This is a genomic window from Paenibacillus sp. JMULE4, assembly GCF_013337105.1.
Classification (GTDB): Bacteria; Bacillota; Bacilli; order Paenibacillales; family NBRC-103111; genus Paenibacillus_G; species Paenibacillus_G naphthalenovorans.
Genome location: NZ_SGWF01000018.1, coordinates 26,593 through 51,991 on the forward strand (window position 1 = coordinate 26,593; position 25,399 = coordinate 51,991).

General features: G+C 52.3%; 23 protein-coding genes. 13 read left to right on the forward strand and 10 right to left on the reverse strand.

Annotation, left to right across the window (positions count from 1 at the left end; all coding sequences use genetic code 11):
- Positions 1–53: 53 nt before the first annotated feature.
- A complete protein-coding gene (locus tag EXW96_RS20460; RefSeq protein WP_174351269.1) occupies positions 54–455 on the reverse strand; it encodes a secondary thiamine-phosphate synthase enzyme YjbQ in 402 nt (133 codons plus the stop codon).
- Between the two features lie 132 nt (positions 456–587).
- Here EXW96_RS20460 and EXW96_RS20465 point away from each other — a divergent pair, with 132 nt between their 5' ends.
- The 6 genes from EXW96_RS20465 to EXW96_RS20490 all read left to right on the forward strand — a co-directional run bounded on the left by EXW96_RS20465 (position 588) and on the right by EXW96_RS20490 (position 7,487).
- The gene (locus tag EXW96_RS20465; RefSeq protein ID WP_054818197.1) at positions 588–830 is read left to right on the forward strand and encodes a DUF1128 domain-containing protein; all 243 of its coding nucleotides are present in this window, start codon (positions 588–590) and stop codon (positions 828–830) included.
- 133 nt (positions 831–963) lie between these two features.
- Positions 964–1,248: a 50S ribosomal protein L33 gene (locus EXW96_RS20470; protein WP_174351270.1), complete on the forward strand. Its 285-nt coding sequence runs from the start codon at positions 964–966 to the stop codon at positions 1,246–1,248.
- 314 nt (positions 1,249–1,562) lie between these two features.
- On the forward strand, positions 1,563–1,850 hold the full coding sequence (locus tag EXW96_RS28665; protein ID WP_074729158.1) for a heterocycloanthracin/sonorensin family bacteriocin: 288 nt from the start codon (positions 1,563–1,565) through the stop codon (positions 1,848–1,850).
- A gap of 168 nt (positions 1,851–2,018) precedes the next feature.
- Positions 2,019–3,935 carry a putative thiazole-containing bacteriocin maturation protein gene (locus EXW96_RS20480; protein WP_174351271.1) on the forward strand — a complete coding sequence of 639 codons (1,917 nt, stop codon included), beginning with the start codon at positions 2,019–2,021 and terminating at the stop codon, positions 3,933–3,935.
- Entirely contained in the window at positions 3,932–5,878 is a 1,947-nt protein-coding gene (locus EXW96_RS20485) for a TOMM precursor leader peptide-binding protein (RefSeq protein WP_174351272.1), read from the forward strand. The genes EXW96_RS20480 and EXW96_RS20485 overlap by 4 nt, the downstream gene beginning before the upstream one ends.
- Before the next feature lie 22 nt (positions 5,879–5,900).
- Entirely contained in the window at positions 5,901–7,487 is a 1,587-nt protein-coding gene (locus EXW96_RS20490; protein ID WP_174351273.1) for a SagB family peptide dehydrogenase, read from the forward strand.
- Between the two features lie 67 nt (positions 7,488–7,554).
- Here EXW96_RS20490 and EXW96_RS20495 read toward each other — a convergent pair whose 3' ends face one another.
- Together EXW96_RS20495 and EXW96_RS20500 are read right to left on the reverse strand one after the other, a co-directional pair.
- A complete protein-coding gene (locus tag EXW96_RS20495) occupies positions 7,555–7,863 on the reverse strand; it encodes a hypothetical protein (RefSeq protein ID WP_174351274.1) in 309 nt (102 codons plus the stop codon).
- A gap of 187 nt (positions 7,864–8,050) precedes the next feature.
- Entirely contained in the window at positions 8,051–9,571 is a 1,521-nt protein-coding gene (locus tag EXW96_RS20500; RefSeq protein WP_174351275.1) for an acetamidase/formamidase family protein, read from the reverse strand.
- Between the two features lie 358 nt (positions 9,572–9,929).
- Between EXW96_RS20500 and EXW96_RS20505 the strand changes: the two genes are divergently transcribed.
- From EXW96_RS20505 to EXW96_RS20530, 6 genes are all read left to right on the forward strand, one after another.
- Positions 9,930–11,348 carry a PTS mannitol transporter subunit IIBC gene (locus EXW96_RS20505; RefSeq protein WP_062409878.1) on the forward strand — a complete coding sequence of 473 codons (1,419 nt, stop codon included), beginning with the start codon at positions 9,930–9,932 and terminating at the stop codon, positions 11,346–11,348.
- Positions 11,349–11,422: 74 nt separating this feature from the next.
- Positions 11,423–13,495, forward strand: coding sequence for a BglG family transcription antiterminator (locus EXW96_RS20510; protein ID WP_174351276.1), 2,073 nt, complete (start codon positions 11,423–11,425; stop codon positions 13,493–13,495).
- Entirely contained in the window at positions 13,495–13,932 is a 438-nt protein-coding gene (locus EXW96_RS20515; RefSeq protein ID WP_062409876.1) for a PTS mannitol transporter subunit IIA, read from the forward strand. Before EXW96_RS20510 ends, EXW96_RS20515 begins: the two co-directional genes overlap by 1 nt.
- Positions 13,929–15,086 (forward strand): mannitol-1-phosphate 5-dehydrogenase, encoded by a 1,158-nt coding sequence (locus EXW96_RS20520; RefSeq protein WP_174351277.1) that lies wholly within the window; start codon positions 13,929–13,931, stop codon positions 15,084–15,086. The genes EXW96_RS20515 and EXW96_RS20520 overlap by 4 nt, the downstream gene beginning before the upstream one ends.
- 12 nt (positions 15,087–15,098) lie before the next feature.
- A complete protein-coding gene (ptsP, locus tag EXW96_RS20525) occupies positions 15,099–16,826 on the forward strand; it encodes a phosphoenolpyruvate--protein phosphotransferase (RefSeq protein ID WP_174351278.1) in 1,728 nt (575 codons plus the stop codon).
- Entirely contained in the window at positions 16,823–17,086 is a 264-nt protein-coding gene (locus EXW96_RS20530) for an HPr family phosphocarrier protein (RefSeq protein WP_054818181.1), read from the forward strand. The genes ptsP and EXW96_RS20530 overlap by 4 nt, the downstream gene beginning before the upstream one ends.
- A 75-nt stretch (positions 17,087–17,161) precedes the next feature.
- On the opposite strand, the gene EXW96_RS20535 is transcribed toward EXW96_RS20530, so the two are convergent.
- Both EXW96_RS20535 and EXW96_RS20540 read right to left on the reverse strand, forming a co-directional pair.
- Positions 17,162–17,506: a spore coat protein gene (locus tag EXW96_RS20535; protein WP_062409873.1), complete on the reverse strand. Its 345-nt coding sequence runs from the start codon at positions 17,504–17,506 to the stop codon at positions 17,162–17,164.
- A 15-nt stretch (positions 17,507–17,521) separates the two neighbouring features.
- Positions 17,522–17,812: a ferritin-like domain-containing protein gene (locus EXW96_RS20540; protein WP_062409872.1), complete on the reverse strand. Its 291-nt coding sequence runs from the start codon at positions 17,810–17,812 to the stop codon at positions 17,522–17,524.
- Positions 17,813–17,976: 164 nt separating this feature from the next.
- On the opposite strand from EXW96_RS20540, the gene EXW96_RS20545 reads away from it, so the two are divergent.
- Positions 17,977–19,383: an MATE family efflux transporter gene (locus EXW96_RS20545; protein ID WP_074729174.1), complete on the forward strand. Its 1,407-nt coding sequence runs from the start codon at positions 17,977–17,979 to the stop codon at positions 19,381–19,383.
- A gap of 53 nt (positions 19,384–19,436) precedes the next feature.
- On the opposite strand, the gene gdhA is transcribed toward EXW96_RS20545, so the two are convergent.
- The 5 genes from gdhA to EXW96_RS20570 all read right to left on the reverse strand — a co-directional run bounded on the left by gdhA (position 19,437) and on the right by EXW96_RS20570 (position 25,393).
- Positions 19,437–20,813 (reverse strand): NADP-specific glutamate dehydrogenase, encoded by a 1,377-nt coding sequence (gdhA, locus tag EXW96_RS20550; protein ID WP_174351279.1) that lies wholly within the window; start codon positions 20,811–20,813, stop codon positions 19,437–19,439.
- A gap of 389 nt (positions 20,814–21,202) precedes the next feature.
- Positions 21,203–21,646, reverse strand: a complete 444-nt coding sequence (locus tag EXW96_RS20555; RefSeq protein WP_174351374.1) for a (2Fe-2S)-binding protein — start codon at positions 21,644–21,646, stop codon at positions 21,203–21,205.
- 4 nt (positions 21,647–21,650) lie between these two features.
- Positions 21,651–22,508 carry an FAD binding domain-containing protein gene (locus EXW96_RS20560; protein WP_174351280.1) on the reverse strand — a complete coding sequence of 286 codons (858 nt, stop codon included), beginning with the start codon at positions 22,506–22,508 and terminating at the stop codon, positions 21,651–21,653.
- Positions 22,495–24,837: a xanthine dehydrogenase family protein molybdopterin-binding subunit gene (locus EXW96_RS20565; protein ID WP_174351281.1), complete on the reverse strand. Its 2,343-nt coding sequence runs from the start codon at positions 24,835–24,837 to the stop codon at positions 22,495–22,497. Before EXW96_RS20565 ends, EXW96_RS20560 begins: the two co-directional genes overlap by 14 nt.
- Before the next feature lie 253 nt (positions 24,838–25,090).
- Positions 25,091–25,393, reverse strand: coding sequence for a hypothetical protein (locus EXW96_RS20570; RefSeq protein WP_062409868.1), 303 nt, complete (start codon positions 25,391–25,393; stop codon positions 25,091–25,093).
- Positions 25,394–25,399: the final 6 nt, after the last annotated feature.

Sequence of the window (25,399 nt, forward strand, 5' to 3'; positions counted from 1 at the left end):
GGCATCCGGAGATGCTTTGCAGCCCCCTGCCACATGACGTTGAAACTCCAAAGTTACCCCCGCATAAACTTCACCATACAAGTCCTCTCGCGAGGACCATCGAATTCGCAAAAATAAATGCCCTGCCAACGGCCTAATATCAGACGAGAACCGGCTATGAGTACGGTTTGCGACGAACCGACGGTCATGGCCTTCAAATGGGAAGCCGTATTTCCTTCGGCATGCTTGTATTTCGGGTGCTGCCATGGATAGACTTCGGAAAGCCTCATCAGAACGTCGTGCTTAACATCAGGATCGGCGTTTTCCTGAATGGTGATACCTGCCGTGGTATGCGGGCAATAGATGACCGCAATTCCTTCCTCAAGTCCTTCCTGCTTTAAGAGATTGTACACCAGGTGGGTAATTTCAATCATTTCGTCCCGTTCTTTTGTTTGCAAGTGCAGCATATGTATCATCGAAGCTCTCCTTCCGGCCGGGGGATAAATACTTTTATTTCGTCATCATTATATTATAAGAAGCGTCTGTTCACAAAACATGGTACAATAAGGGCATATGCTAAAAGCGCCAAAATGGAAAGGGTGATCACGGTGAACTTGACAGCCAATACATTGGAAAATACGGAATTCATGATAGAAGAAATCAAGAAGAAGCTGCGTATGGCGAGCGGCGCCGCGCTCAAAGCATCCAGGCTGAACGATGAACAGTACGATGATCTGCGCGATATCTATGAAATGGTGGCCGGTAAAAGCCAGTTCAGCATCAGCGAGATTGAAGCGATCACGATGGAGCTCGGCCGATTGCGTAAGCCTCAAAGCGCCCCCAAGGCTTAGGACAGCGGCACATTTTGTCTGAAATACGGACAGGGATACAAGCAGGTAAGGGTTGCGCCTCGTATGATATAGCGTTAACACCAATGTTGGAGGGCTTTTAAGCCCGACGCTAACGATATGGAGGTGTACGACTATGCAAAAAGCAGTCCGTAAGCAGGATGCAGCCAAGCTGATCGGCAAGCTGATTTATGCGGTGAAAAAAGACGGTACGGTTGTTCAGGGCAAGCTGGTGCGCATCAGTGGCGGCAAGCTGCTTGTTGCTCCGCAAAAAGGCAAACAAGTTCGAACGTCGGCTATTATCCCTCTCGTTCTTTTTGATCTGCTCGCTATTGGAACATCCCCCTTCGCCTTCGGCGGCGGATTTGGCGGCGGATTTGGCGGTGGATTTGGCGGCGGATTTGACGGTGGCTTCTGGTGATCGGTTGAAACATGAAAAACCTGCGTTTTGCGCTTCTCCCGCAGAACGCGGGTTTTTATTCATGCCCTCGCATGATTGTGTTTTCTTGTTATAACAAGGATCTCAAGTCAACAGAAGAACGGCCTTGTCTCAAGCATGAACGGGACAAGGGCCGTTTTTTTTGGTTGCAAGTAGGCATTGGAAACAGTAACAAGAGAGGATGATCTAACATAAATTATTTTGTCAAGGGAGATCGGCCTAACTAAGCTTTGATGGATGTCTCCATCAAGGCCGGTGGTTTCCCTCATGAATAGAATTTAGCGGAGGGTGTTAACATGAATGATTTTAAAAAAGATATTCAAAATCTGCAGGTTGCCGAATTCAAGGCGGGCGAGGTAACACCCTGGGACAATCAGGCACAGTACGATAGTGCCCGCTTGTGTGTTGGCTTCGGCGGGTTTTGCGGCGGGTTTGGCCAATGCGGCGGATTTTGTGGCGGGTTTGGCCGATGCGGCGGATTTTGTGGCGGATTTGGCCGATGCGGTGGGTTTTGCGGCGGGTTTCGCTGCGGCGGATTTTGTGGAGGCTGCGCTCGCTGCGGAGGCTGTGCCCGCTGCTTCTAGTTACCTCAAGGAAACTGTCGCCGTTTAAGGAGAAATGGCCCCTGCAGCCGCTGCCCGGCTGGCAGGGGTTTTTCTCGACAAAATCAGGCATGAGGGACAAATAGCCATACATAAGATGAGAGTGAAAGTGACGGCTTTTAAGAGCAGCTTGCGGTAAGGAGGAGTGAAATGACAAAGCTGAATCCTTCTATGCGTCTGAAGGTAAAAGGGGATACCTTTTTTCTCCCCGCCTCGAACGGAAGCGTGTATTTTCGTAATAATTCAGGCTCGTTTCGAATGGAAGGCAGCGCGATTGATCAGTGGATTTCCAAGCTTCTGCCGGCATTAGACGGGCAGTACACCTTGGAGGAGCTGACGGACGGATTGCCGGACGAATACCGTAACCGGGTGGTGGAAATCGCAGAAAAGCTGTACCACAACGGCTTCGTACGCGTTGTAGAAGACCGTCCTCATCAATTACCGGATCCGATTCTGCAAAAGTATGCCTCTCAAATTGAATTTTTGAACAGCTTCGGCGGCTCGGGTGCGTACCGTTTTCAGTGCTACCGCCAGGCCAAAGTGTTGGCGGTAGGCTCGGGCTCATGGTTGGTCTCGTTGGCCGCGTCATTGCTCGAATCCGGGTTGCCCCGATTCCATGTCCTGATAACCGACTTGGTTTCGACCAACCGGCAGCGGTTGACGGAGCTTGCGGCTCACGCCCGCAAAACAGACCCTGAAGCGGCGGTAGAAGAAATCACCCTGCCGAAGGAGGGGGTGAGCTCTTGGCGGGAGGCTGTGCGGCCGTTTGATTCGGTTTTGTATGTATCGCAGGAGGGCGATCTGGAGGAGCTGCGGGCGCTTCATGCGGTTTGCAGAGAGGAGAAAAAAGGATTTCTCTCTGCCATTGGTCTGCAGCAGACAGGTCTGGCCGGTCCGCAGGTGCATCCGGACTCTGAAGCCTGCTGGGAATCGGCTTGGCGCCGCATCCACCGGTCTGCCTTGAATAAAGACCAATCGATTCACTTCCCCTCTCCTACAGCCGGAGCAATGCTTGTGAATGTGATCGTGTTTGAGTGGTTCAAAAAGGTGGCGGGCGTGGATGAACCGGAACGTAATAATAAGTTTTTTCTGCTTGATTTGGAGACATTGGAAGGCAGCTGGCATTCGTTCATCCCCCATCCGCTGGTGACCGGACATGCTGAGGCCCGGAGGATCTACGATCTTGAGCTGCGGTTGGACGAGAGCACGGATGAAGGAAATTCGACCGATTTGCTTACTTATTTCAGCTTGTTAACCTCGGAAGAGTCGGGAATTTTTCATCTTTGGGAGGAAGGGGACTTGAAGCAGCTTCCGCTCGCTCAGTGCCGGATTCAAACCGTTGATCCGCTGTCGGAAGGGCCGGCCGGGCTGCTGCCGGAAAAGATCTTTACGGGTCTGACGCATGAAGAGGCAAGGCGGGAAGCCGGATTGGCGGGAATTGAGGCCTATGTGTCACGAATGGCAGGCCTGCTCGTACCTGATGAATTTATCGGCGTCGGAGCGGGGGAAACGATCGTGGAGGGCGTTTGCCGCGGGTTGCACCAATACTTGGCCGAGGAGCTGGGCAAGCGCCAAGGGAATCAGCCGCCTATTGTGGCCCTGGTAAGGCTGAGTGAGGTAGAAGATGAACGCTGCCGGTTTTACTTGCAGGCGTTAACCACAATGCAAGGTGCGCCCACGATCGGCTTGGGAGAGGCAGTATCCGGTTTCCCCGCGGTTTGGGTCGGTACAGGCGGCCGCTGGTATGGCAGTACAGGCTTGAATGTGACCCTGGCGCTCAGGAAGGCGCTCCAGCGGGCGCTGCTGGATGTCCAACATCCCGAGGCCGGCTCTATCACGAGGGAGTTGGAAGCTTCGCCGGTGCTTCGGGAAGAAGCCGAGCCGCTAAGCCTTACGATCCCGGCGTGCGAACAGAGGGCGCAGCGGGAGACGCTTGAGTCCGCCCTGCAGCTTTTGACACGGAACGGCAAGCAGCTGGTGACCTTTGATCTAGCGGTTGAACCGTTTCTGAAAGAGAAATTGGCAGGCGTGTTCGGCGTGTCGTTACGAGAGGGGGAGTCCCGGTGAGCGGCGCTGTCGTGTTGGTTGTCGGAGAAGGGCTGTTGGCGGATTTCGTGTATTCCCAACTGTCTGCACAATACGAGATTGTCCGTCAGTCCGATTTCAAAACAGGAGCACCCCAAGCGGCGGATTTGGTCCTGGTGCTGCACGACGGATGGCAGCCTTATGCTCATTACGAAGCGGAAGAGGTGATGCAATCGGCGGGCATCTCTTGGCTGCGCGGCTTCGTTTCCTTTGGCGAGGCCATGGTGGGACCGTTGGTTCGTCCGGGAAAGCCGGGATGCTCCCAATGTGCGGATTCGCGGTATCTGATGGCAAGACGCGACCGCAAGGAGATGTGGGGACTGCGGCAAATGCTGGCCGAGCATGGGGGAGTGCCGCGTGATGCATGGGCATCCCGTACAGGGCTATTGCAGGCGGCGCACCTGCTTGCGGCGGAGGCGGACAGGGTGCTGCGGGGAGGCCGGGGAGGCCTGGAAGAGAACGTGGTGCTGCTTAATCTGCAAACGCTGAAGAGCTCGCGTCATTTCTTTTTACCCGATCCGCAGTGTGCGGTTTGCGGTCGATTGGCCGACGATACGCCGGAAGCGGCCCGAATACCGTTAAAGCCCAGTCCCAAAATCAACGCCGACAGCTACCGCTGCCGTCCGATCGATGACTTGAAGCCATTTCTGGCCGCGGACTACATCGATTACCGGATAGGTTTGTTGAATGGGAAAATGGTTGATTTCGTATCGCCCTTTGCCGATGTGAGCGTGAATCTGCCGCTGTTTTCGCAGGACGAAGCATGCGGAGGACGAACTCATTCCTATGCGGACAGTGAGCTGACCGGCATTATGGAGGGTTTGGAACGGTACTGCGGTGTGGCGCCTCGCGGCAAACGGACGGTGATCCGCGACAGCTTCCGCCGTCTCGAGGCTCAAGCCCTGGATCCCGTCAAGGTAGGCGTATATGATGTGCAGCAGTATGCGCGGCCCGGATTCCCGTTCAAACCGTTTGATCCGGATCGCCCGATCGATTGGGTATGGGGCTATTCGTTCAGGCAGGAGCGGCCGATCCTGGTTCCTGAGATGCTGGCTTATTACAGCCTGGGGTGCGGGGATAAATTTGTCCATGAAACGTCCAATGGATGCGCATTGGGAGGCAGTCTGGAGGAAGCTGTTTTCTACGGCATCATGGAAGTGGTGGAGCGCGATTCGTTCCTGTTGACCTGGTATGCACAGCTGCCTATTCCACAGCTTGATCTTTCTTCCGCCGGCGACCGGGAATTGCAATTGATGATCGGACGTCTGCGGGCGGTGGCGGGTTATGATGTGGCTGTATTTAACGCTACGATGGAGAATGGAATTCCAAGCGTGTGGGCGCTCGCGAAAAACAGGAAACCCAACGGAGTCAATCTGATCTGCGCGGCCGGGGCTCATCCGGACCCGATCCGCGCGGTGAAAGGCGCGATTCACGAGCTCTCGGGCATGATGATGACGCTGGACGAGAAATTTGAAGCGAACCGGCAGGAAATTGAGCAAATGCTCCACGATCCGTTTCGGGTACGCCACATGGAGGACCATTCCATGCTGTACAGCTTACCCCAAGCGGAAGAACGTTTGCGGTTTTTACTGGATGAGAATCGTCCGCTGCGGACCTTTGACGAGGAGTTTAAGCCGAAGGCGGGATCTGCGGATTTGACCGATGATTTGAAGGACATTCTTCAGGTGTTTCACGACTTGAATCTTGATGTGATCGTGGTGGATCAGACTGCACCGGAGTTAAGGCGAAACGGATTGTACTGTGTGAAAGTATTGATTCCAGGGATGCTCCCTATGACGTTCGGTCATCATCTTACCCGTTTGACGGGACTGGAACGGGTATTCACCGTACCGGTGGAGCTGGGATATGCCAAGCAGCCGCTAGAGCCGGAACAGCTCAATCCGCATCCGCATCCGTTTCCATAATCCGTGAAGAGGAGTGAGGAGGATGAACCTGGATGCTTTTATACACCATCTGCATTATGACACGGATAGGGCGAGGCCTCCGGACTGGGAGACGGATTGGGAGGATGCGCCGCTTTCCTATAAGCTTTACCGCGGTTTGCCGGAGGTGCCCTTATCTCCGGAAGTGCCGCTGACGCTCGAAGGACGGCAAAAGTCAGGAAAGGCAGGTCTTCGCGAAATCGGCCATTTTCTTTGGTATGCATTCGGGCTCACACAAGTGTGCCAGTCCATTCTGCCTTTCAATTCCGAGCATCAGGCGGTAAGCTCCATGCTGTTTAAGCGCCGGTTTATTCCCTCCGGCGGCGGGTTATATCCCAACGAATTATACATATATCTGAAGCTGGAAGACTTGCCTGCCGGGGTATATCACTACGATGCGGCACATCACCGTTTGGTGCTCCTGCGCGAAGGCCATTTCGATTCTTATCTGGCCAGGGCTCTGGGCAGCCATTGTGACGTGTCGGCTTGTTTCGGTATGGTATTTGTTTCAACCCTGTTTTGGAAAAACTTCTTTAAATACCATAACTTTGGCTACAGGCTGCAGGGTCTGGATGCCGGCGTGCTGATCGGACAACTGCTGGAGGTGGCTAAACGGTTCGGTGTTTCCTCGGGGGTGTATTTCCAGTTTCTTGATCGGGCGGTGAACCATCTGCTCGGGCTATCCGAATGGGAGGAAAGTGTGTATGCGGTGATTCCTCTGTCGTCCGATCCTGACATCGCATGGTTTGCAAACCGCGGGGACGGAGATGCGATGGTTTCGACGGCCGAACTGTGCCGGGAGCTGCCGGCAGTTTGGCATCGGCACTATGTCCGGTCACAGAGGATCAGGGGTTATCCGATGCTGGTCCGGATGAACGAAGCGTCCTTGATGGAGTCGCCCCGGTCGTTTCGGCGGATCGGAAAAGAGTGGACAGCTGACGATGCAGGTGAGGGCCCGACGGTAAAATTATCCCCTGTCCGGCGGCTTTCGTATGATCTGGCAGCGGTCTGCAAAAAGCGCTATTCGCCGGAAATGGATTTTGTGACGGGACGGGTAAGCGAGCCGAATTTGGCCGCGCTGCTGCGGGAGGCGGCGGAATCTTACGGATATCGCAATGATTTGGATGGAAACTGTGAGGACCCCGCGCCTCGCGTCGTCCTGTATTGTTGTTTATACGGCGTTGAGGGCATCCCGGACGGCGCTTACCGCTATGACAGTGTTCGTCATGTGCTCAGTCAGGTTCGTCCCGGGGACCATCGGCTTTGGCTGCAGCAGGGGATGTCCCTGGACAATGTGAACCTGTACCAAGTCCCGTTATGCCTGCATGTGGCGGGAGACAAGGACCATCTTCATTCGGCACTGGGGTACCGGGGGTATCGTGTCCAACAGATGGAAGCGGGGATGCTCGTTCAGCGCCTGCTGCTCGCGGCGTTCGCCTTGGGGATGGGCGGGCATCCGCTTCTCGGATATGATGTAAGCTTGTGTGACGAGGTCTACCATATGGCTCGGCAAGGACGAACGAGCCTGATTCAAGTTCCGGTCGGCCCTTATCGTGATCGCCCCCGATTATCGGGCGGATTGCATGGTTGAGAGAGGCGGAAAAACATAAATTACAGCCCGAATGCACACGGCATTCGGGCTGTCCTTCTGTACGTGATTAATAATGAACCGGATAAGAGCAAGGATGATGTTGATGTTGGTGGTGATGCGTCCAAGGATGGTGATAGAACCAGGGATCGTAGTGACCGTGGTGTTGCCACGGACTGTACCAGCCAGGATGGAAGCCGTCAAAATAGCCATGATGAACATGAGCATGATGATAGTGGTGGTCGCGATAAGGATAACCGTACTGATAGTAGTCATAATAAGGGGCATAAGCTTGCGCATCAAATTGAGCCTGCTGCGCAGGGTAATCGAATTCGGCTGCATCTGCCGGTTGTATTACGGATGGGTTTTCCTGAGTCATCTTTGTTCCTCCTTTGTTAACTTACTCTACAATATGCAGAAACGAAAAAAAGGGCACTTGTCTATATCCATTGGCTTGAAAAATTTTATTTTGAACAGCACAACAAAACAGACCTTCCGAAACGGAGGGTCTGTTTGTTATGTAACCGCCGTGCCAGCCTTTCAACGTGTCGGCACGCAGGGATGGTTTATTTACTGCTCAGCGCAACGGCTGCATGTAGTTCTTTGCCCGATGTTGTCCAATTGACGTAAGCCCCGAGAATGTCCCGGACCGTTTTCACGGGAATCATCGTTTTCTCATTGATGATGTGCGGTATTCCTTCATTATATATCTCTTTGCCGTCAACATGATATAGGTTGGAATCGTTCTTCACAGTTATGCTTTTACCCTGCAAAGTGACGACGGCCGATCTTGTCGCGCTGTCCCACGCTACCGTTCCGCCTAATTCTTCGACAATGTCGCGAAGAGGGACATAGAACTTATCGTTGTTCATTACAGTAGGGGAGATGTGTTTCCCGTTGACATTCACATGGATGCTTAGAGACTCCAGAAAATCAGTCTTACGAATGAGACCGTGTATTCCCTTGGTCCGGTCCACAACCTGAGATACTTCATAATCTGTGGCGGCGCTGAGATAAGCGTAAGCCACTTCGCGGCTCATGCCCAGCTTTTCCGACAGGAAGGCAATCGATTCGCGAACCGCTTCTTTCATGGCTTCATCCAGATCGGGATCGAGTCCGATCGGAATCCAGTAATCATCCGTTTCGGCAAAAGGCTGGGTGAATTCGCCGTTGCGGGGAATGGACGGATCTCCCTTTTTAAGTACGGTTAAACGCAAGGTTCCACGCAGGGAAGCTTCTAAAGCGGTTAAAGCGACTTCGCCGTCCCCTTGTGCAAAGTGAGGATCGCCGGTATAGAAAAGGGCGCCGTTGACTTTAACAGGCAGATAAAGCGTCGAGCCTACACCTAATTCATTAATATCGATGTTGCCTCCCGTTTCGGATGGAGGCACCGAATTTATTTTTTCACTCGAGTCGGGGGCCACACCCATGATACCCAGAAACGGGTTGATCGGAAACCGGACTTTTTGATTGTTTTCCGTAGGCAGAACACCGTACCATCTACCATGGATCTCTTCAATAGGGGTGAAGATCGATACGTTATTATACCGTTCCGGATGTTCAGCGCCGGCCCCTTCTTGTCGCCCTTTATTTTCGGGGAATTCGCCAGGTAATGCTCCTTTGTAGTGACGATTGGAAATAACGCCATAGGGGACTCTTGTCTGCAATGAAAGAACTTCTACTTTTAATACATCTCCAGGCTCCGCCCCTTCGACTGCAACAGGTCCTGTAACGATGTGAGGACCGTCTTTATCGAAATCATGCTCGATGGAGGAGGCGGCAATCGCCTTGGCATCATCCAACACCTGATCCGCAGGAATACCGTGAGCTCCAAAGTATTGAACTGGATTTCGTCCCTGGTCCTCGATAATGCCCTCATGAGAGACGGTATCGAATGTCACCGTACTTCCGGAAGGAACGGTGAGTACCGGTTTGCTGTCGCGATTAGGCAAATGCCCCCAACGAATATTTTCTACGGTTGACGGAACATAATATTCCCCTTCCACCTTCTCTAAAGTAGTAGGTTGAAGAGGCATGGCGCTTGCACTGGAAATACCGAAAGATGGTAAGGTTAGTATTGCTGTCATAAATAATAGGAATCCTGTTCGCGAAACCTTACTTTTTTGATCTTTCATCTCAACTTCACTCCCAATTATGTTATTTTATCTAACATATATGAGAGAATTATATAAGATAACTGATTTTTTGACAATATATTTGATTAAAATGTTATAAAACATTACATAAAAATGGAGCGGTATAACTGGAACAGAATCGTTTTCCAAGCGGCGATGTATAAATCTTCTTAAATGTTGTCAACAGTAATCATGACGAAATGAACTTTTCCTTTGGTTGAAACCATCAGTCATCCTGATTTACGATGAAACCATAAACCTTTGTCTGAATAGCGGCAAAGGCAAGTTACAATCAAAGGGGGCTTTTCTAGTGAATACAGCTGCGGCGCAGCAGTCATCGTCCGGCGGGGTTCGGGTAGCTGTACAACGTTTCGGCCGATTCCTGAGCGGCATGGTCATGCCGAATATGGGCGCTTTCATAGCATGGGGTTTGATTACGGCTTTATTTATTCCGACAGGATGGTTTCCTAACGAGTACCTAGCCAAGCTGGTAAATCCTATGATCACTTACCTGCTTCCCATTCTTATCGGGTATACCGGGGGACAGATCATTCACGGTTCCCGCGGCGGGGTCATCGGCGCTGTGGTAACGATGGGAGTCGTAGTAGGTGCGACCATTCCCATGTTTTTGGGGGCTATGATCGTCGGACCGGCCTCGGCGTGGGTTTTGAAGCAGTTTGACAAAGCGGTCGACGGCAAAATCCGTTCCGGTTTTGAAATGCTCGTCAATAACTTTTCAGCCGGGATTATCGGGGGCGCGTTAGCTCTGGTAGCGTATACGGGCGTAGGCCCGGTCGTTCAAGTGATCAGCAATACCTTGGCGGCAGGGGTCCAATTCCTGATCAATGCCGGGTTGCTTCCGCTGGCTAATATCCTGATTGAGCCGGGTAAAGTTCTTTTCCTGAATAACGCGATCAATCATGGCGTCTTGGGTCCGATTGCTTTGGATCAATCGGCCAAAACAGGGCAATCGATCATTTTCATGCTGGAATCGAATCCGGGACCGGGGCTCGGTATTCTGCTCGCTTACTGGCTGGTAGGGCGCGGTACGGCGAAGCAATCCGCACCCGGTGCAGCGGTTATCCATTTCTTTGGCGGAATCCATGAGATTTATTTCCCTTATATTCTGATGAATCCGCGCCTGATTTTGGCTGCGATTACAGGCGGTGTAGTCGGAACGTTCACATTCTCCTTATTTCAAGCCGGACTGGTGGCTACGCCATCGCCGGGGAGTATTTTCGCTTACATCGCGATGGCGCCCAGAGGCGGGCTGTTCCCGGTATTGGCGGGTGTCCTGACGGCAACCGTCGCTTCATTCCTGGTTGCGTCGCTTCTGCTCAAAATGAGCCGTAAGGCAGAGCAGGAAGGCGATTTGGAGCAGGCTGCCGAGAAGATGAAGCAAATGAAAAACGCGGGTAAGGCCGAAGCAGTAGCGGTGGCAGAGAACAAGAAATCCGAAGTGAACAAAATCGTATTTTCTTGTGATGCCGGGATGGGCTCCAGCGCGATGGGGGCATCCATTTTAAGGAAGAAAATGAAAGAAGCGGGCGTTGAAGTGACGGTCATTAATACCGCAATCAGCGAGATTCCGCAGGACGCGGATATCGTGATTACACATAAAACGCTGACCGATCGCGCGAAGGTGCAAGCGCCGAACGCCGAGCACATTTCGATCGACAACTTCCTGAAGAGCCCGGAATACGAAGAGCTCGTCAAGCGGTTAAGCTAATTCAATTGCAGTATATTTAACGCTGGCATTCTGCCGGCGTTATCTCCATTTTGTAAAAGAGGAGATTGTCCGTTATGAACATTTCCAACCGACAACGACAAATCCTGGAGCTGCTGCTGAACCGCAAGGATGAGATCACGGCAGGAGAAATTGCCGCTGAAATCAAAGTCAGCACGAGAACGGTTCACAGAGAGCTGTCGGAGTTGGAGGAAATTCTGGCGGCTTATGACGTCTCACTGCACAAAAAATCCGGCATCGGCATCCAAATTCAAGCTGAACCGGAACAGCTGGAGAAGTTCAAACGGAGTCTCTCCCACATGGGTACAGTGGAATTCTCGGCGGAGGAACGAAAAGCATTGATGCTTTGCCTGCTTTTGGAAGCCGAAGAACCGGTGAAGCTGTTTGCTCTGGCGCATGATTTGCATGTTACCGTACCGACGGTCAGCAGTGATCTGGACGACCTGGAGGATTGGATTCAGAAAAGCGGTCTTACCTTGGTGCGGCGAAGAGGGTATGGCGTGCTTCTCGGCGGATCTGAAGCGAATAAACGCGAAGCCATATGCCGGCTGGCCCGCAAGCATCTGGATGATTCCGATTTGTTCGGAAAAATCGCAAGCGGACCGCTTCATCCGCTTACCGGACGGCTGCTTGCGATGATAGGTAAAGAGCATTGGATGGATGTGGAGCAAGCGCTATGGCAGATGGAGGACCGGTGGCCCTTGGAGCTGTCGGAGGCGGCCTATACCGATCTCTTGATCCGGTTGTCCGTGGCGCTTACGCGAATCAGGCAGGGCAAGACGATCGAGCCGGACCGAAGGGGAGTCCCGGATACCGGCGAAACCGTCCGTGAGGGTACGGTCAGGGATCAAATGGTGCGTCATTTATCCGAAACACTGCATCTTTCCTTGCCTCCGGAGGAAGCCGATTATATAGCCGGGCTATTCGATGAAAATGGGGAGACCCGCACCAACAGCCTGCTGCCTCAAGATGATCTGAGCTTGCTGGAGACCGTTCAAAAGCTTATACGCCGCGTAGAGGATCAGACCGGTGTTCCGTTGAGTGAAGACCGTTCCTTGAGGGACGGTCTAATCAAGCACATTGAGCCTGCATTGCAGAGGATCAGGGAAGGCGTGCAGATCCGCAATCCGCTGCTTGCCCAAATCAAAAAAGATTATGAGCATCTGTTTGGATATGTCAGGCAAGCGGTAGACGAAATTATCACCGGATTTGCAGTGCCGGATGAGGAAATCGGATTTCTGGTCATGCATTTCGGGGCGTCCCTGGAACGTCTGAAGCAGTTTTCCCGGAATGTAAGGGCCATCGTGGTGTGTACCAGCGGCATCGGATCCTCAAAGCTGCTGGCTATCCGTCTGGAGAAGGAGCTTCCCCAAATTGACATCGTCGACAATGTATCCTGGTACGAAGCGGCCAGATTTCCCGCAGAGGCTTACGATTTGATCATATCCACCGTGGATCTTCCGCTGGAACCGGATCAATACTTCAAGCTGAGCCCTCTGCTGACCAAAGAAGAGACGGAGAAACTGCGGCAATATGTTCAAAATATCACCTTAAAACGGGCTCCGGCCGACCTTCCCGAACCCTTGCGGGGAACCCCGGCTTTGGACCGTTTAAGATCGTTAAAAGCTTATTTAAACGAAACGGTCTGCCTGATGGATCATTTTGAAGTATATCGCTTGTCCAATAGCCCGGATTTGCGGCAAACGTTACGGCAGGCTTGCGAAGAGGTCCGCAAGGACGGGGCGTTGGCGAGGCCCGAACCGGTCGTCGAGCAGCTGCTTGAGAGGGAACGATACGGGAGTCAAATCATCCCGGATACCGGACTTGCTTTATTTCATACCAGAAGCGAGCATATCACAAGGCCGCTGCTGTCTTTGTTCAGGTTAAGCAATGCTCTGACCCTGGATCCCGAGCATCCCGCGCAGGTTCGCGAGCTTTTGCTGATGCTAGGGCCACGGGAGCTTTCCAAAGAAGGTCTGGAAGTCCTGAGCGAGATTAGCGCCATGCTGCTTCTGCCGGATATGATTCGGATGCTGGAGAACGGGACGACAGAGCAAATCAGGCAGTTTATATCGAATGAGCTCGCAGGCTTTTTTGAAAATAAAATGGAAATGGAGAGGGTTATCTAGTGAGTATTTTATCGAAGGACAAAGTCAAGCTGAATGCCAAAGTACAGGACAAATATGAAGCGATTCGCATGGCCGGACAGCTGCTCGTCGATGCGGGCCACGCTTCCGTCGAATATATCGATAAAATGATTGAGCGAGAACAAACCTTGTCCACTTATATGGGCGGGGGCTTGGCTATTCCTCACGGCACCAAGGATTCCAAGGAGCTGATCCGCTCCACGGGGCTGTCGATTGTCCAAATTCCCGAGGGCGTCGATTTCGGAGATGGAGAAAAAGCGCATCTGGTCGTGGGCATTGCCGCGGCAGGGGATGATCATCTGGACATTTTGACGAATGTGGCGATGATATGTTCCGATGACGATAACCTGGAGCGTATCCTTAAAGCATCTACGGCGGAAGAAATGATCGCGATCTTCGAAAGCGGGATGGAAGCATGAGGGCGGTCCATTTCGGAGCAGGAAACATTGGCAGAGGGTTTATCGGACTGCTGCTGTCGAGATCGGGATATGAGGTTTGCTTTGTCGACGTGAACGACACGCTCGTTTCCTTGCTTCAGCAAAGAGGCGAATATACGGTAGCCTTGGCGAACGAAGCCCAAGAGGCGGCGGTCGTGAGGGGCGTTACGGCGATCAACGGAAAAGATCTGGAAAGGGTAGCCGAGGCGGTTGCGAATGCGGACCTGGTCACAACGGCTGTCGGAGTTGCGATTCTCAAGCACATTGCCGAAGGAATTGCCAAAGGCATTGAACAGCGCCTTTCGCGCTCCAACGCCCCTCTGCATATTATTGCCTGTGAAAATGCGATCGGCGGAAGCACGCAGTTAAAGGAGCATGTGTATTCCCATTTGAGCGGAGAGATGCGCAGCAAAGCGGATCAATATACAGCTTTTCCGGATGCCGCGGTAGACCGGATCGTACCGATCCAGCATCATGAGGATCCGCTTCACGTAACGGTGGAGCCGTTTTATGAGTGGGTGGTTGACCGTTCTGGGATGATCGAGGGGTTTACCGAAATCCAGGGCGTTCATTATGTGGACGAATTGACGCCTTATATTGAACGCAAACTTTTTACCGTCAATACGGGGCACTGCTGCGCTGCCTATCTCGGATACCTGCAAGGCTTCCAGACGATTCAGGAAGCGATGGCGGACCAGGGTATTACAGCGCAGGTTCGGCAGGTATTGGAGGAAACCGGCGAACTTCTGGTGAAGAAGTACGCTTTTGATCCGCAGGAACATAAGAACTATATTCATAAAATTCTGGACCGTTTCCGTAATCCTTATTTGACGGATGAGGTCATACGGGTAGGGCGTTCGCCTATCCGCAAGCTGTCTCCGAACGACCGGCTGGTTCGTCCGGCCCTTCAGGCGTTTGAGCTGGGAATGACGCCGAATCATCTGGCACAGGCTATGGCTGCCGCCCTGCTGTTCGATCATACGGAAGATCCGGAAGCCGTGGAACTGCAGTCAACCATTCAAGCTATGGGACTGGGCCGGGCGGTGACTCATTATACAGGCATCCCGGAGAATCATCCGGTGCATGGGCTGATTTTGGAGCATGTTCATCAATTAAAGCAGCAGGTTCATTCGTAAGGGAGGTACATCATGTCGAATCAGTTAACGGGTATCGCCGCTTCTCCCGGCTTGGCCATTGCCAAAGTCTACCGGCTGAACAACTCGGCTCATATCCCCGTTCGCAGTACCGTGACGGATCCGAGGCAGGAGGTTCAGCGCTTCCGGCAAGCCGTCGAGCAGGCGAAGCAGGAGCTGGAATCCATTCGGGAGCTGACCGAAGCGAAGCTCGGCGCCCAGAAAGCCGAAATATTCGAATCGCATTTGCTTTCGCTTGAGGATCCGGATTTCATAGATGTCATTATGGATAACATCGAGCAGGAAGGAATCAACGCGGAATACGCGCTTTATGAAGTTTCACAAGCATTTATCAATACGTTGATGGCCATGGATAACGAGCTCTTAAGGGAGCGGGCGGCAGATGTGCGCGACGTATCCGGCCGCTTGATGAGCGGTTTGCGCGGAGAGAAATATACCACCGTTTCAGATATTGCGGAGGAGTCCATCATAATAGCCGAGGATCTTTCGCCGTCGGATACGGCGCAGCTTAACCTGGATGTCGTGCGGGGCTTTATTACGGAAATTGGCAGCCGGACATCCCATTCCGCGATCATGGCCCGTTCTTTGGGCATCCCGGCGATTGTCGGCGTCGGCGCCGCCGCAGGAGACATTCCGGCGGGGGTTACCGTCATTATGGATGCCTCGGAAGGACGTATTGTGGTCGATCCGACTGAAGAGGAACTGAATGCTTATCGTGCGAAGAAAGAACAGTATGACCGCCGTCAGGCCGAACTGAGCAAGCTGAAGGATCAACCCACGGTCTCCAAAGACGGCCGTCAGGTCGAGCTCGCCGCCAATATCGGCAGCGTTGAAGACGTGCAGAAGGCGATTGACAACGGCGCGGAAGCCATCGGACTGTTCCGGACGGAATTTTTATATATGGGACGGAGCTCTTTTCCGACCGAAGAGGAGCAATTCAAGGTTTACAAGTATGTGCTCGAAAAAATGGAGGGAAAGCCTGTCGTGATCCGGACGCTGGATATCGGGGGCGACAAGGAGCTCCCGTACCTGGAGCTTCCGAAGGAGAGCAATCCTTTCCTGGGCCTGCGCGCCGTCCGCCTTTGCCTCGACCGGCAGGACCTATTCCGTACGCAGCTTCGCGCGCTTCTGCGGGCAAGCCGTTACGGCCAGCTGAAGATTATGTTCCCGATGATCGCCGTTCTCGAGGAGCTGCTGGAGGCCAAGCGTCTGCTCCAGGAGGAAAAGGACAAGCTTATTCAAGAAGGCGAGACGGTAGCCGATCGCATTGAAGTAGGCATGATGATTGAAGTGCCTGCAGCGGCGCTTGCGGCGGACAGCTTTGCCGCAGAGGTCGATTTTTTCAGCATCGGGACCAACGATCTGATTCAATATACCATGGCTGCAGACCGGATGAACGAAACGGTATCGTACCTGTATCAGCCGCTGCATCCTTCCATTCTCCGACTCATTCAAATGGTCATTCGGGCGGCCGAGCGGGAAGGCAAATGGGTCGGCATGTGCGGGGAGATGGCCGGCGATGCCACGGCGATTCCTCTGCTGCTGGGACTGGGGCTGCATGAGTTCAGCATGAGCGCCGGTTCGATCCTGCCCGCCAGGGCGCTGATCCGCGAGCTTTCTCAAGAGGAATGGGCCGTTCACGCCGGGCGTGCGCTCGCGATGAGAAGCCAGAATGAAATCAAAGAGGTTGTTCAAATGCTGACAAGGAGTGATTCCAAGTGAAATCCCAAACCTTTACTGTGCTTAATCCTTCCGGATTTCATGCACGGCCTACGAAAATATTCGTTCAGACCGCCGGTGCGTTCCCGTGCAAAGTGAATGTGATCAAAAACGGAAAAAAAGTAAACGGAAAAAGCTCGTTGAGCATGCTTACGCTGGGGATTGCCCAAAATGACGAGGTAACGCTGGAAACAGACGGAGAACAAGAAGAGCAGGCGCTTAAAGAATTAGGAGAGCTGCTGGTCAAGATTTACGAAGAATAGATGGCATAAAACAGGACACCTGCTTTTGTGAGCGGGTGTCCTTGTTTTATGTCCATGATATTAAGAGGACGGCGCTTAATAAGGGAATTGCGAGGAATAGCCGCTGAATTGCTGATGCGCTTGTTGCAGCTTTTGCTGCTCTTCAGCCTCCAGCTTGTACCAGCCGTTCTGGAACATCAAGTTATACAGCTCTCTCGCGCTCTGGTGCGTTTCGGTCAAGATCTGGAGCATGTCGTCATGGAGCTGCTGATGGCTGGCTTCACGGACAGCGACATTGAAGCCGTCCGTCAAGTATTTACACGTACTGAGGCCGTCGTTCAAAAAGTCGCGGTCATTCATCTGCGGTCCTTTGATATTCGGCAGTTGGCCTGACTGCGGATTGGCGATCTCATTAGGATTTGGGGCTTGCTGCGTTGGCATGGATCCAACCTCCTTTTACTGTGACGTTTGCTGCGGACGAGGCAGATTCGCCATTACGGCGTTATTATTCACCTGCAGGTGAGTCAGCAGCTTTTGGTAATGACGTTGATGCATTTGTCCGGCTTTGTCGAACGCTTGTTTCAATTGCGGATTGATCGTTTGTTGGGCGAAAAAATGAAACTTCTTAAATGCGTTCAGTTCCCAGGACAGCGCATCCTTGAGGTAAAGCAAATCTTTGGTCGTAATCACACGGGGAGGAACGGGTATCGGCACTTGAGCCGGAGGATTCATGGTCGTCGTCGTCATCAAAGTACTCCTTTCCTGATTACGAAGTTTTCACTATATATAATGAACATTCAAAGGCGGATTATGCTCTGGATTAATTTTTGATGAATGAAAATGAATGAAAACTGTGCTAAGATAATAATTCATTGAATGACTACAGGTTCCATAACCAGAAAGGTGACCTCATGAGCTCTATAACATCCGGGAGGACGGCAAAGGCTGCCAGTACCAAAGATTTCAATCTTTTTTTATTAACCTGGCCGATTTTTTTGGAATTGTTTCTTTTTATGCTGATGGGGGCTGTCGATACCTTTATGTTAAGCGCGGTTTCGGACGATGCGGTCTCTGGTGTAGGCGTGGCGCATCAGGTGATTTTTATCGCTATTTTAGTCCTTGAGGTGATTGGGAACGGTGCGGCGATTGTCGTCGCTCAATACATAGGCTCCAGAAAACCGGCCGACGCGGCCCGAATTTCAGCGACAGCAGTCACCCTGAACTTAATGATCGGCTTGACGCTGAGCGCAAGCTTTGTTCTCTTTGGAAACCGGCTGCTGCAAGCAGTGAATTTGCAAGGGGATATTTTGCGCTACGCTCAGATCTATATCGTCATTGTAGGCGGCGGCTTATTTCTTCAGGCAATGATCAACACGTTATCCAGCATAATTCGAACGTACGGGTATACCAAGCAGTCGATGTTTGTTTCGTTGGGGATGAACGTCATTCATGTAGCGGGTAACTATCTGTTGATTTTCGGTCATTGGGGTTTCCCGGAAATGGGCGTCGCAGGAGCGGCTTTATCCACGATCCTCAGCCGCGGGATAGCCGTTATCGTCTTTTTTTGGCTGCTGTACCGCATCATGGAGATCAGGGTGAAAGTAAGAGATTATGTTGTCCTTTCCAAAGTTTATGTAGGTAAAATACTGAAAATCGGAATTCCATCGGCCTTTGAACAACTGACATATCATGCCTGCCAGACGGTCTTTCTATACTATGTTACCTTCTTGGGGGCTGCGGCGCTGGCTTCCAGACAATATGCAATGAACATTTCGATGTTTATCTTTTTGTTTAGTGCAGCCATCGGGATGGGGACGGCGATCATCACCGGCCGTCTGGTGGGTGCGGGACGGAAGGATGAAGCTTATTACAGGGTATGGCAAAGCTTGAAATGGGGCCTGTTCCTTACCGTTCTGGTCGATATCGTCGTGATCCTGTTCCGTGACCCTCTGATCGGCATATTTACGCAGGATCCCGTTATCCTTGGCTTGACTTCACAGGTCATTGTTCTAAGCCTATTGCTCGAAACCGGGCGTACGTTTAACCTTGTGCTGATCAATTCACTGCGAGCAGCCGGGGATGCGAAATTTCCCGTGTATATGGGTCTGATCTCGATGGCAGGAATGAGCTTGCCCTTAGGTTATCTCCTTGTATTCCATTTGAATCTCGGATTAGCCGGGGTTTGGCTGGCGATTGCTGCGGATGAATGGACGCGGGGAATCATTATGTTCTTCCGTTGGCGAAGCAGGACATGGGAAAAGCTGGCGCTGGTCGATTCTTCGGGAAATCCGGTGTCGGCGGCTGCCGGCACATCATAAATAAACGATTAAGAAGGGCTGACCAGCCGGTCAGCCCTTTAAACGTATCTGTATTAAATGATTCCTTGTGCCAGCATGGCATCGGCAACTTTGGTAAATCCGGCGATATTCGCCCCAACCAGGAGGTTTCCGGGCTGGCCGTATTCTTCAGCGGCTTGGACGCTGCTTCTGTAGATGTTTTTCATAATAGCATGAAGCTTGTCATCGACTTCGTGGAAGCTCCAGGAATATCTCATGCTGTTTTGAGCCATTTCCAATGCGGATACGGCTACGCCGCCGGCATTAGCAGCTTTCGCCGGTCCAAACAGGACTTTGTTGGCCAAGAATACATCGATAGCTTCCAATGTGGACGGCATATTCGCGCCTTCGCCTACAGCCTTCACCCCATTGGCAACCAGAAGCTTAGCGGAGGTTTCGCTAATTTCATTCTGCGTAGCGCATGGCAGAGCAATGTCACACGGGATCGTCCAAATGCCTTCGCAGCCTTCATGGTATTCGGCGTTAGGATGTTCCTTGACGTATTCGCTGATGCGTTTTCTCTCGACTTCTTTTATCTGTTTTACCGTTTCGAATTTAATGCCGTCCGGATCATAAACATATCCGTTGGAATCGCTGCAAGCGAGCACTTTGGCGCCCAATTGGGTCGCTTTTTGAATCGCATACAGGGAGACGTTGCCGGATCCGGAAATGACGACCGTGCTGTCTTCAAAGCTTAACCCAATGGACTTCAACATTTCTTCTACGAAGTAGACCGTACCGTAACCGGTAGCTTCTGTACGCGTCAAGCTGCCGCCGTAACCGATTCCTTTGCCCGTCAGCACACCGGCTTCATTGCCTCCGCGGATTCTTCTGTATTGACCGAACATATAACCGATTTCTCTAGCGCCTACGCCAATGTCGCCGGCCGGCACGTCCGTATCCGGACCGATGTATTTAAACAGCTCCGTCATGAAGCTCTGGGTAAATCTCATGATCTCTCCGTCGGATTTCCCTTTGGGATCGAAGTCGGATCCGCCTTTGCCTCCGCCGATCGGCTGCCCTGTCAAGGAGTTCTTGAAAATTTGCTCGAATCCTAAAAATTTAATGATGCTGGCATTGACGGAAGGATGAAATCTTAATCCGCCTTTATAAGGGCCGAGAACGCTGTTGAATTGAACCCGGAATCCGCGGTTAACCTGCACTTTTCCTTGATCGTCCACCCAAGGCACTCTGAACGTGATCATTCTTTCGGGCTCGACAATTCTTTCCAGAATACCGGCCTGCATGTATTTGGGATGTTTTGCAAAAACAGGGACAAGCGAAAATAAAATTTCCTTAATCGCCTGATGAAATTCGCTTTCATGAGGATTGCGCTTGATTACGGTATCATAAACTTCATTGACATATGTTCTTGCTGCTAATTCATTATGCTGTGCTGTTTCTAACGCCATGCTTTAACCTCCGTTATTTATTGTCTTCAGGTCAAATGATCCTTTCCCATTCAAATTATTTTTACATATTTATATTAAGAAAACAATAGCTTTTGTACAAAAAATAAGAGGTTGATTTGCATGCAAGTTATATAACATATAATTAACATAATACGTTATAAGCATCTTTTATTTATGGATATATTTTACAACCACATCTATTTGCATGACAAAATTATTTTATGTAGGCACACTAAATAATGAGGCTATTATTACGGACTGGTTCACAGTCAATTTCAAAATGAGCCGGTCTCTTGATCATCGAATCGACTTCAAGAGAACTCTGCCATCAAGTCGGCAAGCAACCAAACGCCCTTCTATCTTATAGAAAGGCGTTTGGTTTGGCTGTATTATCCCGGGCGCAATATGGAGAGTACGGCCTCCTTGATTTCCCGATAGCCCGTACACCGGCAAATGTTGGACTGCAGCCAATCTTGGATGATTTCATCGCTGGCGTGGGGATGGGTTTGAATTAAGGCATGGCAATTCATGATGAACCCCGGGGTACAGTAACCGCATTGAAAGGCCCCATGCTCGATAAACGCTCTCTGGATGGGAGCATCCGTCAATCCTTCAATCGTGGTGACCTGTTTTCCCGCTGCCTCCACGGCAAGCATGATGCAGGACTTCATCGGCTGGCCGTCGACCAGAACCGTGCAGGCCCCGCAGTCTCCATTGAGACAGCCCGGCTTGGCGCCGGTCAGTCCCAGTCCTTCCCTCAGCACGTGCAGCAGCGTATCCGCCGGTCTGACGGCAGCATCTTTGACTTCCTTATTTATGTTAAGCTCCACCATGACCTTATAGGCGTCGATATCTTTCATGCGATTCTCCTTCCAGTGAAAGGATCGTGTCCAGCAGCGTGTGTTTCAGAACCCATTCCCGGTAAGCCGCCGATCCGTTGAAATCGTCCAGTATCGGAGCGGGCAAATGGACAAGGGCCTGCTCGATTCTCAGCCGAAGCGGAAGCTCCCGCCGGTTTAGCGCGTCTTCCATCATCGGCGACCGAAACGGAAATGCGCACACACCGCTGAAAGCCACGCGGATCATGGCATTCGTCCGGATGGCGGCTACCGTTAGCAGCGGATAACCGATATCGGACACCTTCCGCTTTTTTACCGCGGCATAAGGCATGCCGATATAGCTTGAGTCGGTAAGCGAGTGAACCAGGAATTCCCCCTTTTCCAGCTGCAGCTGTCCATGGAACACCTGATGGATCGACACCTGCTTCCACCCTGCAGGACCGGCGATCCGCACTTCACTGTCGGTCAATAATAAGGGCAGCACCGTCTCCCTATACATCAGCCGGCTGCAAATGTTTCCGCCCAGGGTAATTTTATTCCGGGAGGTTCGGTCGGCCACGCCGGCAGCGGCTTCTCCCAGCAGGGGAAAGGCGAGGGAGTCATGCAGCCGGGACAGACTCAAGGCCGATCCGAGAACCAGCTTTTGATCCTGGACGGCAAGGATCGTGCATTCGGGAATTTTTTTGATATCGATCACGGCGCGAGGCTGGACCGGGAGGGTTCTGCCCATCGTAATGATTTCCGTTCCGCCGGCATAATACATCGGTTCTTTGCCCTGAAGCGCAAGATCATGGAACAGGCGAACGCCTTCAAGCGCGGTGACGGGCTGATAATATTCGAAATTATACGGAATCATGCCGCGCCTCCATGACTGTTTGCCAAACGAGCTCCGGGAAAAGGGGGAGCCGGTTGAGCGGGACCCCGGCGGCTCTGGAGAGTGCGCTTGCAAGGGCCGCAGGCATCCCGATTAACCCGTGCTCGCCCAGTGCCCGTGCCCCGAATGGAGCTTCCAGGCAAGGATTCTCCACGAATTGCACGACATATTCCGGCTGTTCTCCGTAGCGGAACAGATGGTAATCGCGAAGCGTGGCGTTGCCGATGACTCCCTGGTTATCAAAAAGGAAGGTTTCCCGGTTGGCGAAACCCAGACCCATGCTCATCGCGCCCATGACCTGTCCTTCGGCCGTCTTCGGATTCAGCACTTTTCCCGCATCGATCACGGAGACGGCCTTTAGTATTTTATAAGTATAATCTCGGGTATCCAGCTCAATTTCCACCGCTTGCGCCGCCACATTCCATTCCGGTCCGGGATTGCCTTCCCCTGTTTCCGGATTAAGGTAGGTCATCTGTCTTTGGATATAATGGCCTCTCCCGATAATTTGTCCTCCAATCGCGTTCCCGTTAGGATACGTGTAGCCGTAACAGATGTCTTTGATCGCGATTTGAACGGAAGGATCGGCTTTAACAAAAATGTTCCCCCGTCCGACTTCCAGGTCTTCCGGGTCGACCCTGAGCACACAAGCGGCAATATCCAGCAGTTGGCGGATCGCATCGTCCGCTGCTTTCAAAACCGCGCGTCCGGCCATAAACGTGCCGCGGCTTGCCACGGTTTTCCAATGCTCGGGGGTGATCTGAGTATGGATGGGATAACGGACATGAATTTGATCAGGATCCATCCGCATGCGTTCGGCGAGCATCTGCGCGAGCACCGTCTTCGTTCCTGTCCCGATTTCCACGACACCGCATTCCAGATTCATGCTGCCGTCGGGATTGAAAGAAACAATAGCTCCCGAGCCGGCATCCGGATCCATGGAGGAATTTTTCCAGCTGCAGCTGATGCCTTTGGCCCTGATTTTATAAGCGTCAACCCGCCGGACGGTCCAGTCGTCCCATTCGATCAGCGTCCGCAGCCTTCGCATGCATTCCTGTAAATCGCCGAGATTGCTGGAATTCAGGACATTGCGCGTCGGGCTGATATCGCCCGGGGTCACGATGTTCCTCAAGCGAAGCTCCATAGGGTCTAGCTGCAGCTTATCGGCCAAAGCGTCCATTGCCCGTTCTATGGCAAACGTAAGCTCCGAATGGCCGTATCCGCGGTAGGCGGAAGCGTAAGGATGATTGGTATAGACGGTCAAACAATCGCAGAACAGGTTGTCGATCGCATAAGGTCCCGTACAATCTGCCGCCGCCGCTCTGGCAACGTCGCTCGATTTGTCACAGTAGGCGCCTCCGTCAAACCGGTAGATGATCTCTGCGGCAGTAATTTTGCCTTCCTGCGAGCATCCCAGCTTGACGGCGGCTTCAAGGCCGATATGCCCGGGGGAGGTCACCATATCCTCCTCTCGGGTGTTGACGATTTTGACCTTGCGGCCGCCGACTGCCTTGGAAGCGATATAGGCGACAAGCTCGAGCTGGATGGCTGCTTTCCCGCCATAGCCTCCGCCGACAAAGGGCGTTTCGACGATAATTTTGCCCGGATCTATGCGGAAATAGATCCCCATATATTTTTTAACCGCAAAAGGCGCTTGGGAGGAGGTTTCGATATGGATATAACCGTCCGGCCTTATTTCCGCAACGGCGCTTCGCGTTTCCATCGCGGCATGATCGGACGGGACGAATGCCACGCTGGTTTCGATGACCGTGTTACTCTCATTCCAGCCCTTCTCCATCTCTCCCTTCCGGATTTGGATGATGCTGGCGATATTGGTACCGGGACGGGAAACGACACCGGGCGCTTTATCATATTCCCCGAGCTTTTCGTGCACTAAAGGAGCATCGAACCGCAAGGCTTCCGTGGGGGAATTCACCACCGGCAGGGGATTATACTGCACATCAATGAACAAGGCGGCCCGAAGTGCGCAAGCTTCGCTGTCCGCCACGACAACGGCAACGGTTTCACCGAAAAATCGGACCTTGTCCTTAGCAATAACGGGCCGGTCACGAATTTCTTCTCCTGTCAGCACATCGCAGTCTTCTCCCGTCAGTATGGCGCGGACGCCTCTGATCTGCCAGGCCCGGGACGTATCGATCTTCACGATGGCGGCATGGGCATAGGGGCTGGTCACCATCCTTGCGTGAAGCATTCCGGCTTCCATACGGTCGCCGGTGTATTTGGCCGCTCCCGTTACCTTATCACGCGACTCCTTCTTGGGAATGCTCTTGCCGATGACTTTCAAGTGATCCATGCTCTCCCTCCCGATTCATTCACTTTACCGATTGGCTGATTCCCGAACGTCAGTAAATTATATGAATCCGAGGTCTCTTTAGTACGAATTGCATTTCATGGGGAAGGAGGGGCGGTGGTGAAAGGGGCTTCTGTTTTATACAGATCGGTGTATCATCATGCGGAAGGAATGGCTGCGTCCTGTTGAAAATAAAGTGAAGCGGGGAGTTGCGGCTTGCGGGTCCAAGCGGAGCAGAGCCGGGAGGGGCATCACCTTAAAGCAGTCTGAAACGTTCCAGTTGATCCCACAAGCGTTCTTTTCGCAGAATCTCTATTTGCTTTGCACCGATCAGGTCAAAGTGGGGAAAAGGGTCGCGGTTATGAATATATCTTGGATCTAATCCGTTGGCTGCGCACCACTCGGATAAGCGCTCCAGATTCGAGCAGCCGACTTTGGTTACCGTATGAATGCCCGGAAAACGGGGCTCCAGCCAAAAGTGGGTGATAAAAGCGATCTCTCCCCTGGACACAGCTTCTTTCCACTGCGTCAGTTCTTCTCTGGTGATCCCGAATGCCACTGTGTT

Excerpts from the sequence above, each read along its gene's own strand:
- EXW96_RS20460 (WP_174351269.1), bottom strand. The coding sequence starts at position 455 with ATGATACATATGCTGCACTTGCAAACAAAAGAACGGGACGAAATGATT.
- EXW96_RS20470 (WP_174351270.1), top strand. The coding sequence starts at position 964 with ATGCAAAAAGCAGTCCGTAAGCAGGATGCAGCCAAGCTGATCGGCAAG.
- EXW96_RS28665 (WP_074729158.1), top strand. The coding sequence starts at position 1,563 with ATGAATGATTTTAAAAAAGATATTCAAAATCTGCAGGTTGCCGAATTC.
- EXW96_RS20480 (WP_174351271.1), top strand. The coding sequence starts at position 2,019 with ATGACAAAGCTGAATCCTTCTATGCGTCTGAAGGTAAAAGGGGATACC.
- EXW96_RS20490 (WP_174351273.1), top strand. The coding sequence starts at position 5,901 with ATGAACCTGGATGCTTTTATACACCATCTGCATTATGACACGGATAGG.
- EXW96_RS20495 (WP_174351274.1), bottom strand. The coding sequence starts at position 7,863 with ATGACTCAGGAAAACCCATCCGTAATACAACCGGCAGATGCAGCCGAA.
- EXW96_RS20500 (WP_174351275.1), bottom strand. The coding sequence starts at position 9,571 with ATGACAGCAATACTAACCTTACCATCTTTCGGTATTTCCAGTGCAAGC.
- EXW96_RS20510 (WP_174351276.1), top strand. The coding sequence starts at position 11,423 with ATGAACATTTCCAACCGACAACGACAAATCCTGGAGCTGCTGCTGAAC.
- EXW96_RS20520 (WP_174351277.1), top strand. The coding sequence starts at position 13,929 with ATGAGGGCGGTCCATTTCGGAGCAGGAAACATTGGCAGAGGGTTTATC.
- ptsP (WP_174351278.1), top strand. The coding sequence starts at position 15,099 with ATGTCGAATCAGTTAACGGGTATCGCCGCTTCTCCCGGCTTGGCCATT.
- EXW96_RS20535 (WP_062409873.1), bottom strand. The coding sequence starts at position 17,506 with ATGCCAACGCAGCAAGCCCCAAATCCTAATGAGATCGCCAATCCGCAG.
- EXW96_RS20540 (WP_062409872.1), bottom strand. The coding sequence starts at position 17,812 with ATGACGACGACGACCATGAATCCTCCGGCTCAAGTGCCGATACCCGTT.
- EXW96_RS20545 (WP_074729174.1), top strand. The coding sequence starts at position 17,977 with ATGAGCTCTATAACATCCGGGAGGACGGCAAAGGCTGCCAGTACCAAA.
- gdhA (WP_174351279.1), bottom strand. The coding sequence starts at position 20,813 with ATGGCGTTAGAAACAGCACAGCATAATGAATTAGCAGCAAGAACATAT.
- EXW96_RS20555 (WP_174351374.1), bottom strand. The coding sequence starts at position 21,646 with ATGGTGGAGCTTAACATAAATAAGGAAGTCAAAGATGCTGCCGTCAGA.
- EXW96_RS20560 (WP_174351280.1), bottom strand. The coding sequence starts at position 22,508 with ATGATTCCGTATAATTTCGAATATTATCAGCCCGTCACCGCGCTTGAA.
- EXW96_RS20565 (WP_174351281.1), bottom strand. The coding sequence starts at position 24,837 with ATGGATCACTTGAAAGTCATCGGCAAGAGCATTCCCAAGAAGGAGTCG.